At 68.4% G+C, this 386-nt stretch carries 1 pseudogene (running past one end of the window); it reads right to left on the minus strand.

What is annotated here, in order from left to right:
• Positions 1-9: 9 nt before the first annotated feature.
• A pseudogene (gene gcvP / locus ACFE99_RS06030) lies at positions 10-386 on the minus strand (aminomethyl-transferring glycine dehydrogenase) (it continues 2,409 nt past the right edge of the window).

Consider the following 386-nt stretch of genomic DNA (forward strand, 5'->3'; position numbering starts at 1 on the left):
TAGAAGAGCTCAGTGCGCGTAGGCCTCCACCGGCGGGCACGAGCACACCAGGTTGCGGTCGCCGTAGGCGCCGTCGATGCGGCGCACCGGCGGCCATACCTTTGGCCGGAACGTCTTGCCCAGCGGGTAGGCCGCCTCTTCTCGGCTATACGGGTGATCCCAGTCGGCCACCAGCAGGCACTCGGCGGTGTGCGGGGCGCCGCGCAGCGGATTGTCGTCGGCCGGCCACTGCCCGGTGCGCACCTTGTCGATTTCGGCGCGGATCGCGATCATCGCCTCGCAGAACGCGTCGACTTCGGCCAGGCTTTCGCTCTCGGTGGGCTCGACCATCAGCGTGCCGGCTACCGGGAAGCTCATCGTCGGTGCGTGAAAGCCGTAGTCAGCCA

This window comes from uncultured Mycobacterium sp. (assembly GCF_964249325.1).
GTDB lineage: Bacteria > Actinomycetota > Actinomycetes > Mycobacteriales > Mycobacteriaceae > Mycobacterium.